Genomic DNA, 11,362 nt, shown 5'->3' with positions numbered 1-11,362 from the left:
TGATGAATGCTATAATATTAAAAATGCAAAAAGTAGAAGTTCGTACAATGGTAGAAAGAGCTGAATTAGAGAATAGTCCTAAAATCTCTTCTGAAGTGAGGGAGTATATATGGCAATATATTTTCGATAATTTGCTAGTGCAAAAGAAGGTAATGACTGATGAAAAATACAGCTATAGTGTGACATTAGATTTAAATAAATTTAATCCGGAAATTCATAAATTTTTCACCGATTCACCCTTTAATACGGATGCTAATAAGTTTAGACCTGAATCGAAATTAAATCAGCAAGGCAATCTGAAATTTGCCAATATAAGGGTGGCATCTAAGGAGATGGATAAGGATATTTCGCCTGCAGATTACGCAAATATTGTATATGATGCGTTTGGCTCATTTTTAATCCTTATTTCAAAAAAAATAGAAAAATCGGAATTAGACGAACTAAAAAAAGGATTGGACTATGAATATATAAATAGTTTTAATCATCCTGCGACAATTGAAGAATGCAAGTTCTTTCTGTTCTAAATGCAATAGGTATGCTAATAAACAAAATAGACTTTTGTACGTTGAATTTACCTTCTGATCTTCATCGTATTTTGGAAGAAGAGGGAGAGTGGGAATCAGAAGAATTTTTGCCTTTTTTTATAAATGTGGATTTAGTTGAGGGAGAGTCAGAAGATGGTGATCTTTTATTTTCTTTTCAATTTAGTCCAAGTAGTCAGGAGTTTGAAAGATTGAATAGCATTGTTTCTTCAAAAGGGTTTGATGAAAATGGGTATGGTTGGACGGAATTCTTAATGAACGAAATAGAAAAGCTAGATCAAGATTTAGTTGGTGATTTAGAGGTTGATCCTGAAGCAGAGACTTGTAGCATTGTTACGACCTCAAGAGGTTCCTTTGAAAAGTTGTTATTTTATTTGACGAAAGTTTTTCAAGAATTGATTCGATAAAATTGAAAAAAAACAGGTATGTGGGTGATTTCTTGAAAAAAATAAAAAAGAGATTAGTCTATAGATATGTTTATACAACTATGGGAATTTTGCAGTCCACTTAAAATATGGATAAAAAAAATGTTAAGAAGAAGGCCGAAATATTAGTTTTAAAATATAACCCAAACTGGACCAATGCCTATTTGGATATAAATCTCGGGGAGGTTTTTCGTCTATGGAAAGGTAAGATGATGGTAGACGAGACACCTTATCAAGACGAGAGTTTAGTGCCTATTGAAGGTATTGAAATTAAAGATCAGAGATACTTTATCTTTAATTCATTTTACAAAAAAAAAGACACCCATTTTATAGTTGATTTTTCAAAGTATCCGGGTGGTATTTATGTTGCTGAACTTTTAAGAGAAATAAATCAAAGTAATGTTCAAATTGATAAGGCACAGGATTTTCTGGAAATAGAATTTGAAGAAAATAATTTACGTCTTTCCATTCAGAATGAAGTCAAGGGCAAGTTGATTGTTATTGGTTACAATCAGTATAGAAGCTATTTGACATTAAGATTCCCGGAACCGGCAAGAGAGTATCAACTAGGCGAATGTTTTATTAAAAATAACATTATTTATATTCGATGTGTTGGATCTAATCTATGGGATGAGACGGATTCTACCGAGGGCTTTGATTATGAATGGGCACTAAACTTACCACCTAACATATTGGATGTAGCATCGAAGTTAATTGAAATAGGACTTAGAGATCGATAGGTGTTTTTATACCAATAATTCTGATAATGGAAATTTTAGCTAAAATTAAACTTGAAAAAAGAGTTATTAAATCAAAATCGAATGAAAATATACTTTTAGTTTTATTTGACAACTCTTCTGAATTTGTCCTGTTAGAAAGTAATGAAAAGGGGTTAGAAGTATTATATTACCATGATTTGGAATTCATAATTCTTGATGGATGTTTTGGCGAGGCTGACTCAATTTGGTTTGCGGGTTTAAAATCTGAAATTATTGAATGGGATTTCAAAGGAAGAAAGGTTTTGAGAAATTGTGGCGAAGTAAAAATAAACAGCTTGGACTCAGATTTAAGTGGATATTCATGTATCTCGACTATCACACAACGGAATCTGTTAATTGCAGCTAATTTGGGTTCGTTTAGGCTTGAATTTTTTAACCTCGATACATTAAAACCGGTTAATCATGGAATAGCTCTTACTGAAATATATACAAAGCAAATCTGCGTCCACCCCGGTGGACATATTATTGCTGTACTGATAACAGATTCAGAAGATACAGGAAAAATACGTTTTTTTGAATTAAAAGGTAGTGAAATTAGGTTATATAAAAAATATATCAATACCCTCTTTGCTCCTGGAGTGTTTACTTTTGACTTAGGAGGAGATAGATTGATAATTGGTGGTGGATACCCGCCATTTAGCTACCAAATTAATGAATTTCCATCCCTTAATATCATTGATGAATTTATTGATGATAACGGATTGGACATTCCTGAACCTTGGGGCGATACAAATGGTATTTCGTTTAATAGTGATATCGAATTTAAAGACGAGAACTTTATTTATGTGCCTTATTTTAACGGCGATGTTGTCACCTTAGAAATCAACACAGGAAAGATTGTTGAATCATTTAAATGTAATGGATCTCCCTCCGTCTCACTTTCCAGATTAGGAAATACAGATTTGTATGCATGCTCATCTGTCAATGGCGAGATTTGTTTGTTGAGATTAAAATCGAATCTGAAAAACGATACAAAGGATCCAGCTTATTTACCTAGTCAAACAACAACAGATAATTTATTCCTTCCACTAATTGATATGGAAGAGTTCATTTCTGAATCAGATGAACCCCTTTTAATTTCGTAGCTGGAAATGAGTGGCTTAACTACCCACTCAACTTGAAGCCTTGTCTAATATGCTTGAAACGAAAACTTTTAAAAATTATTTCTTCAAGAGGAGTTGATAAAAAAGACCATTTAATCAGCTATATCAGGGTCAGTATATAGATGAAGAGACTGGGCTTGGTTATAATAGATTTAGATATAATGATCCGGAAGTAGGGAAAATCCATTCGTATTAATCTATATTGGATATGAAAAAACAAGACAATTAGAATTCTTTATGACTATTGAAGATGAAGAGTTTTTTTGTAAAACATTAAGAAATAAACTACCTAATATTTACTTTTTTGATGCTAAAGCTTCAGCAGAATCAAATATAGAAAAACGCTTATTTTCATCTGTCATTGATCAATATAAAAATTATTTCACATTAAGATTCCCGGAACCGGCGAAGGAATACCAACTAGGAAAATGTTCTATAAAAAACAACGTTATAGATGTCCGGTGTGTTGGATTCAATCTATGGATGAAAGAGATTCTACAGAAGGACTTGATTCTTTATTTTGGCCGCTCTAAGATTTAAATTTCTTAATGTGATTTAATTCTTGAAGAAATCAGGTGTTTACTTTGTTTTTTACTATATACGGCAAGTTTTTTTTATAATTGGTGAAAATGGAGTTCTCTAATTAAAAGAATGTAATTTTTATTTGCTTTGTATTGTTGTTTAATTAACTTCGCCTCAGTTAATTACACTTGTTTTAATTTAACGCATCCTCACATTAAAGGGAATCTTGTATTCTCTTAGGTGGTGCGTTATACACCACATTTATGAAAGAAACCTTAATATCTATTGCGCTTGTCTTCCGAATTATTTCCCGTTCAATTTGGATGAAATTAACGTCTTCCTATACCAGGTATAAAGGGAATTACAATGGGGATCTCGACAGTTCAGGAAGGGTGCTATTCTTAACATTTCTGATCCTGTTATTTGCAGGAACTGGTCTAAGGGCTCAAAAGGAGGTGTCGGTGAATAATTTTAAAGGAACGGCCATTGTTAAAATTCCCCTGATTGATTTTGGAATAAGTGGGCTGGTTCATCCAGTTGCACTAAGGTATGAGGCGCAATCTGTAAAGGTGAAGCAAGGAGACGGTGAGGTTGGGATGGGTTGGTCTTTAGATGCTGGTGGAACCATCGAGCGGATATTGAAAGGTTTGCCGGATGAATTCAAACCAACGGGAAATGCAATTGGTACTGGTTGGATGGGGCAGAATAATCATACGGTACCCCAGAATTTTCAGATATCAGACGATAATAATGAATCAACCTGTGCTGATGAAGGTGTAAATTATAATAATATTCTAAGTATGTATCCGTATATCAGGGATACGGAGCCGGATAGGTTTGTAGTCAACGCGCCTGGTTTAAATTGTACACTCATTATTGATAACAACAATAATTTTAAAGTGATTCCTGCTCAGGACATTAAAGTAGAATTTAATCAACCTTCAGCTGCTGCTGATCCTCATTTTGTGCTTACAACCGCTGCAGGAGTTAAATACGTCTTCATGACGGCATCTAAGGTTACCAAATCCATTTACAGAGAATATGAGAGCTATGACCTTTTTAACAGGGAGTATCTTCAGTTTAAAGAGCCTGTTTCTTATGTGAATACCTGGTATCTGGACAATATATATGCCCCTGGCAATACGAGTTCGATACATTTTACATATGATTATACTAACCCGGAAACCAGTACGACAGATAATATTGTGAATGGGGTATCTGTTAATAAAACAGTGGAAATCAGGAATCCTTATAAACTTGTCTCTATTGATAATAGTAATAACAGGCAATCTTTTAAAATAAACAGAGGCTTTAACGGAATATCGGATTTTGCTATTGTTGATGGTGACGCGACACTGAGTACCATCATTCTAAATAAAAGAGAGGTTGGTCCTGCTCGTTTTATTCTCGAGTCGATCACTGAAGTTGCAGGTGGTTGTAGTACGAAATTATACGCTTTTAATTATAATGGCCTTGCGCCAGGGGCCGGGCAGGATGTTTTACCGGCTCGGCCCGATGTGACCAGATGTGATGCTTGGGGGAATCTCCATAATAATCCATTGGGATTACCATTATTCGTTTATCCCGGAATGGCAGGTTCAAAGGATATCTATCGTCCATATCCGATCCCTAATTACCAGGGCGAAAATTATGCAATAGGAGGGGCTACTACACCCATAGACGAAGATGCCCTTAAGGTCGGGGTGATGTCTAAGATGACTTATCCAACAGGAGGAAGCGCTACATTTGAATATGAGACTAACAGTTTTTGGGATGAGGACGGGAATGCTGAAGTAAAAGGAGCAGGAGTTCGAATAAAGAAGATCATTCACTTTGATGGGATCTCCCCTGAAAAATCCATCACAGATGAGTATTCTTACAATATACCCGGACAAAGCAGGACATCCGGTACAATTCTTTCATTACCTCAATTTGCTTTAACCACCAATTACTCCCACAATCCGTCAACTTCAGTTATTTTATCAAATCAACAGATATTGGGATTGTGTTCAGCTCAGTCAGCTGACTATTGGAAATACCACACGTTGGTAAGTAAGGAAGATCTGTCTGATGAGAATCATGATGTACATTATGCGTACGTCACCGTCAAGGGAAGTATGGCTGGCAGAACAGAATATTATTATTCGATTCCGGCTAATCTATGGACGCAGGATAATAATAGCGCAGTATACGCCGCTTCTAAATGCAATGTTCCTAAAGAGGCCGGGCTTCCTGTAAAAAAAGGTTTTGGTAAGTATCCCTTTTCCTATAAAGAGACGTTTGGTTATTCCTCAGGATTATTACTACAGGCAAAGTTATTTTCTGAATCGAATGTCCCTGTAAAAATATTGGATTATGAATACGAGGATTATAATTCAAATGAGCAGATTTATGGTTTGGCCTTCGAGCATGTTTATGGAAATTTCATGTTTAGCAGGTATGCGATTTCTGTCAATTCAAAAATCCTTAAAAAGGAAAAAGAAACAAATTACGATTCAGGATCTGGGGTAGGTACGCAGGTATTGGAAACGGCCTACGACAATTCTGCACCTGGACGGGGAGTAAGAACAAAAACGGTGTTGAACAGTAATAATGCGGTGAATCAGGTGTATTATACCTATAGTGGAGATTTTGCATTTCAGTCTTCAGATGCTGATCCTTTCGTAGAAGGCATATATCTGTTAAATAAAAACAATATCAAAAACGCCGTTGTCGAACAACTCCTGAAAATCAAACAGGATCAGGAACCTGGATTTAAAACCTATAAGGGTGAATTAACCTTATATAAGAAAAACCCGGTAACTAATTTTCCAGTTTCAGCAGTGTATAAAGTATTTAATTCCATTGCTGGTGTTGACAATTTTAGTAGTTTGACGGCTGTTGCAGGACAAACCGGTAAGTCTTTGGTTTACAACAGTAGTTTTCGTACAAAACAAGAGTTCGACGATCATAATTATTACAATCAACCCCAAACAATTACGGAGAACCGTGTTAAAAAAACGCTTAAATATCTTGCTCCGTTAAACACCCCGATAGCAGAGTTTATTGGTGCTGAATCCGTAAATATTGCCTATGATAAAGATTTTCTTGTTGAAAATTCAATTGGGCATGGGGATTATAGTTTGGATGGTTATACTGATACCCGTGCTGGTTTACTGAGAAATGGCAATGCTTTTTATAAGAGTTTTGTAAAGCCGGCAGGTGCCAGATTTTATACCTTATCTGTATGGGCAAAATGCGATAATGTATCTACGATCAATGTGCTCTTAAACAATGCTATAGTCACAACAATTAATTGTAACGTGCCAGGTAAATATGTTTTTTATCAAAAACAGATTGATGTGTCAGCTTTGCCGGTAAATTCAGTCATAAAATTACAATCTTCACAGGCAGTCAAAATTGATGATATCGTCTTTTGTCCGCAACAAGTGAACTATATATTGAGTACCTACCATTTTCCCTACGGAAAAGCTTCAGAAATAAATTCATCAGGTAAAACGATGTTCTACGAATATGATGCTAAAGGGAGACCAACCTATGTAAAGGATGGAGATAAAAACATCATAAAATATAACAGGTATCAAAATTACAATACTACCTCGGCTACACTCTCCGCTCATTTTAGTCATGGAGCCTACGCACCAAAAGCGAATGTGCCAACTGTTTTTGCTACAGAAAACAATTGTCTTTCCGGCGTTAAATACAATTGGAACTTTGGAGATGGGACACAATTGGAAACCTATGATCTCCAGGTTAACCATACTTTTCCGGTGGGAGGGCCCTATACGGTTACCCTTACTGCCAGTCACCCTGAACTTGGAACGCAGACTTACAGCCGTGTTTATACACTTCCTTTGAATATTACAATCTGTGCTTCCGGAGAAATCACCAAAGATCTTTGTGGGGTGTATGGTACGGAATATGGGAATTGTTCCACGTCATTATATCCACCACCGTTTAGCGGTGTGTTTTTGTACGTTACAAATGCCGACGGTTGTTCATCGTCCAACAATTATACTTATGAGTGGCAGATATTTCGTAATGACAATTGGGTACCATTGGGTGAGACGAGTAACCGGTACCAGCAAACTTTGAGTGAGGGAACTTATGAAATTCGTTGTTTAGTGAGATCCGTTGCTTGCGGAATTGAAGGTTTCTCTAATGCCATCTCTATAAATTATTATAAAAGTCAGTCTAATTGCCCTCCGCCGAATGAAAACTAAGTTATTTATTTTACTGTCACTTTTGCTTTTCGGTAGAGAGGTAAATGCACAAATCGAATACGTTGTATCTAAGGAGGTTTCCCAATATGAAGGGAAATCTTATTTGGCAAGTAATTCAGTTACATTGAAGTCAGGGTTTCATTTTATTTCAAGTGCTCAGTCTGTTTTTTTTGCAGCGATTGGCAATCCACCTTCGACTCCCGGGCCTACAAGGGAGATCACAATGCCTGCTTTTATAGAAACACAAATAGTGAGAGTCCGCGGCGTTAAGTCTGATGCAGATCTTTGGACCCTGACGCCAGAGCAAAAGCTGGTTAGCCGGAAGTATTTAGATGGTCTTGGGAGGGATTTGCAGGAAATATTTGTAGGAGCAGGATCAGCAGCTAAACCAGATATTGTCACGTTCAATGAATATGATATGGCGGGAAGGCGATCCACGAATTATTTGCCATATGCTGCGAATTCGCAGGGCCAATTTCAAAATACTGCGGTAAATGACCAGCTGGCCTTTTATTCTACATCCAATACTTCCGGTAAATATGCCAAGGATAACGCTCCCTATTCCCAAACTATTTATGATAATAGTCCAACACAAACCATTTTGCAGCAAGGGGCAGTTGGAGCCAACTGGCAGATCTCAACAGGTAAAGTTAAGCAGGTTGCAACCAGGGTAAATACAGATGCTGAACAGGTTCGCTTATTTGCAGAGGATGGCTCAAGTACTGGTTTTTATGCCGCAGGAGCATTAAACGTTTCAGAAATTACAGATGAGGAAGGACAAAAAATGTATCTGTTTGCCGATAAGGAGGGGAAGAATATTCTTAAAAGACAGCTTTTTGAAAAAACTATCAATGGAGTGTATCATCAATATAAAGAGACTTATTACCTGTATAGTGCTTCAGGATTTCAAACTTCAATATTACCTCCTAATGTCGTAGCAACGCTCAAATCTAATGGCTGGAATTTAACTGTTGCTGATCGCGAAAGCAATATTTTTAGATTTATATACGATGATGAAGGTAGATTAATTAAGCAGAAAAGGCCTTCGTCAACCTGGGTATATATCATTTATGATCAGCTTGATCGTCCGGTTTTAATTCAGAATGGTCTGCTTCGGGCGGCAAATAAATGGTGTTTTACCAAGTACGACGCCCTTAATCGTCCTGTAATGGAAGGTATAATGCAGGATAATCAGCGTCTTTCTTATGAGGATATGAAAGGGTTTGTGGACACCTTTAACTACTCAGATCCGTCTGTTCCTTTTTGCGAGGAAAGGGGAAGTGGTATTGAGGGATATACAAATCTTAGTTTTCCGACTTCGATAAACAGCAACGCTCTGTTATCTGTCACATACTATGATAATTATGATATTGACAATAACGGGACGGATAATTATAGTTATACCGCGCAGGGATTGGGGACTGAAGAAGGCGTACAGGGAAGTGTACAGGGGAAAATAAGTGTCATAAAAAATCGAATCGTTGGTACGACCAATTGGATGGAAAAAGTGTTGTTTTACAATATTGAGGGGGATTTAATCCAACAAAAAAGTAATAACTCTATTAACCTGCAATTGAATGATGCGATAACGCATGTGTATAATTTTGATGGTACGAAGAAGAAAAGTGTTACTAAAAAGAACACTGATACTGAACAAAGGGTAATTGAGGCTAATATTTATGATAAGGCAGGACGCCTGGCTGAAACCAGTCACCAGGTAAATTCTGGTCCTGTGGTTACATTGGCCTCTTATAGTTATAATGAACTCGGGCAGCTTACAGATAGAAATCTTCATAAACTCGCCAATAACTCCTTCCTTCAATCTGTAGATTATCGCTACAATATAAGGGGCTGGCTGAGCAGGATCAATAACCCGACGCTGAGTACTGATGATTATAATGAAGAGAGCAATGATGTATTTGGTATGGAGTTGCTTTACGAAGGGCAGGGCGAAATTGGTAATACGGGAAGGTATGACGGGTTAATCTCGGGAATGAAGTGGAAGACAAAAATGGCGAATCATAGTTTTAATGAGCTGGAGCGTGCTTATACTTATACTTATGATAAGCTGGGGCAACTTAATGATGCCGTTTTTAAGGCCAGGCAGGGAGCTGCGTGGAACTATATGACAGATGCCTTTAGTGAAAAAGAGATAAAATATGACCTGAATGGTAATATCACTTCACTAAGGAGGTTCAGCTGGAGTATAAGTACGCAAAGCAGCCTTGAAATAGATCATCTGAGTTATACTTATGACGTATTGAATAAGGACCAGTTGGCTCAGGTTAGCGATAGCGAGGGGGCAGCTGGGGGTGTTGGATTTAAAGACCTGGCATCTGAGAGCAAGGAATACGAATTTAATGATGATGGTAATCTTATTAAGGATAAAAATAAGGGAATAAGTTATACCTATAATGAAATTGGGAAGGTGAGCCGGATGTCTTACATTTCCGATCCTTCCAAATATATAGAGTTTAATTATGTATCATCAGGAGAGCGGATTAAGAAATTAGTTTATCAAAGTGGAAACCTGCTGAAACAGCAAGATTATCTGGATGGATTTCTATATGAAAACAGTGTCCTCAGTGCTATCACCAATGCCGAAGGGCGGGTGAGGATTTCAGCTGGCAACGTAAAGTATGAATATTTTATTCGTGACCATCTGAATAATGTAAGGGTAAGTTTTGAGGAAGGGGCTAATGGGCAGGCAGAAGTTCGCCAGGAGGGTAGTTATTATGCATTTGGAATGCAACATGCTCCGTTATCCAAGCCAGGTAATCCTAATACGGCGCTATTTAATGGTGGAAGCGAGTGGCTGGCTGACTTTGATAATGATCCTGATCTTTACAATACTTTCTTTCGCCAATATGATCCGGTACTAGGAAGGTTTAATGGAATCGATCCAGAAGCTATAAAATACAGTGAGTTTTCGGCCTATCAATTCGTGTTCAATAACCCTATTTCATTTTCCGATCCAAGTGGTGCAGATCCTAGATTTGACAAACTTATAAGTGAGATGTTAGAAAGGTACCAAGATGGGGGAACTGGGGGGCCTGGGAAGCTTGGGGGGACCTGGACGTCGGATGGTAGAATTCATGATTTTTCCAACTCAAATGAAGCTTTTGATGCTGGTGTGCGGTATAATGATATGTTTAGTTCCTGGTCATATACTAGTGTTGGAGGCATTGGAAGTCTCTGGGGCAACTCACAAGTGCAGAATTCTGGTGGTTATACACCAACTGGAATTATGCTTAAAGAGGTGAATATTACAGCTCAGAAGAAAAGTACTTCAAGTGCCAATCCGAGAGGAATTAAAAAATATTTCGATGCGCACAACGGTGATATCGGCAATTATCTTGCTGGAATTGGATACACTACTGGTGCAGCGGGCAATTGGGCTGGAAATATTATTAAAAGCAGATCTTTATATGGAGCACCCGGTGCGACTACCATTATAAGAACTCCTGTTGCAAATGTTCATGTTCCAACAAGGGCGTTAAGGGCAACCGGTACAGCCTTTAAAACTTTAGGCACTGCTGCAGGTATTGTTGGTGTGGGTATTACGGGATATCAATATTTTAATGGACAAATTACAGGAACGGAAGCGGCTGTCGATCTAGCATTCGGCGCCATCGGTTTTATGGGACCAATTGGTGCTACAATAAGTATTATGTATTTTGGTGGTAAATTTGCATATGAGTCAATTAGTGGAAAACCCTTATTTGATAAACCAACACAGTAATGAAGTTATATAGTTATTTATTATTT

At 37.3% G+C, this 11,362-nt stretch carries 7 protein-coding genes; all 7 read left to right on the top strand.

Translation table 11 applies throughout. The features are described from left to right. The first annotated feature begins 23 nt into the window (after positions 1-23). Positions 24-524, top strand: a complete 501-nt coding sequence (locus BLQ87_RS20140; RefSeq protein ID WP_143010500.1) for a hypothetical protein — start codon at positions 24-26, stop codon at positions 522-524. An 11-nt stretch (positions 525-535) separates the two neighbouring features. Further along, the gene (locus BLQ87_RS20135) at positions 536-949 is read left to right on the top strand and encodes a hypothetical protein (RefSeq protein WP_172664928.1); all 414 of its coding nucleotides are present in this window, start codon (positions 536-538) and stop codon (positions 947-949) included. 107 nt (positions 950-1,056) lie between these two features. After that, entirely contained in the window at positions 1,057-1,707 is a 651-nt protein-coding gene (locus BLQ87_RS20130) for a DUF8184 family protein (protein WP_074610359.1), read from the top strand. A 26-nt stretch (positions 1,708-1,733) separates the two neighbouring features. After that, a complete protein-coding gene (locus BLQ87_RS20125; RefSeq protein ID WP_074610358.1) occupies positions 1,734-2,831 on the top strand; it encodes a hypothetical protein in 1,098 nt (365 codons plus the stop codon). 255 nt (positions 2,832-3,086) lie between these two features. Continuing rightward, a complete protein-coding gene (locus BLQ87_RS20120) occupies positions 3,087-3,389 on the top strand; it encodes a hypothetical protein (protein ID WP_074610356.1) in 303 nt (100 codons plus the stop codon). Positions 3,390-3,634: 245 nt separating this feature from the next. Further along, a complete protein-coding gene (locus BLQ87_RS20115) occupies positions 3,635-7,594 on the top strand; it encodes a PKD domain-containing protein (RefSeq protein ID WP_143010499.1) in 3,960 nt (1,319 codons plus the stop codon). Further along, entirely contained in the window at positions 7,584-11,336 is a 3,753-nt protein-coding gene (locus tag BLQ87_RS20110) for a DUF6443 domain-containing protein (protein WP_074610353.1), read from the top strand. The genes BLQ87_RS20115 and BLQ87_RS20110 overlap by 11 nt, the downstream gene beginning before the upstream one ends. Positions 11,337-11,362: the final 26 nt, after the last annotated feature.

The sequence above is a fragment of the Pedobacter steynii genome (assembly GCF_900103665.1).
Classification (GTDB): domain Bacteria; phylum Bacteroidota; class Bacteroidia; order Sphingobacteriales; family Sphingobacteriaceae; genus Pedobacter; species Pedobacter steynii.
The sequence above is the reverse complement of the archived record's forward strand: the minus strand, read 5'-3'. Positions and strand labels throughout refer to the sequence as shown.

Coding starts and splice junctions, on each gene's coding strand:
- BLQ87_RS20125 (WP_074610358.1), top strand. CDS start 1,734: ATGGAAATTTTAGCTAAAATTAAACTTGAAAAAAGAGTTATTAAATCA.
- BLQ87_RS20115 (WP_143010499.1), top strand. CDS start 3,635: ATGAAAGAAACCTTAATATCTATTGCGCTTGTCTTCCGAATTATTTCC.
- BLQ87_RS20130 (WP_074610359.1), top strand. CDS start 1,057: ATGGATAAAAAAAATGTTAAGAAGAAGGCCGAAATATTAGTTTTAAAA.
- BLQ87_RS20135 (WP_172664928.1), top strand. CDS start 536: ATGCTAATAAACAAAATAGACTTTTGTACGTTGAATTTACCTTCTGAT.
- BLQ87_RS20110 (WP_074610353.1), top strand. CDS start 7,584: ATGAAAACTAAGTTATTTATTTTACTGTCACTTTTGCTTTTCGGTAGA.
- BLQ87_RS20140 (WP_143010500.1), top strand. CDS start 24: ATGCAAAAAGTAGAAGTTCGTACAATGGTAGAAAGAGCTGAATTAGAG.
- BLQ87_RS20120 (WP_074610356.1), top strand. CDS start 3,087: ATGACTATTGAAGATGAAGAGTTTTTTTGTAAAACATTAAGAAATAAA.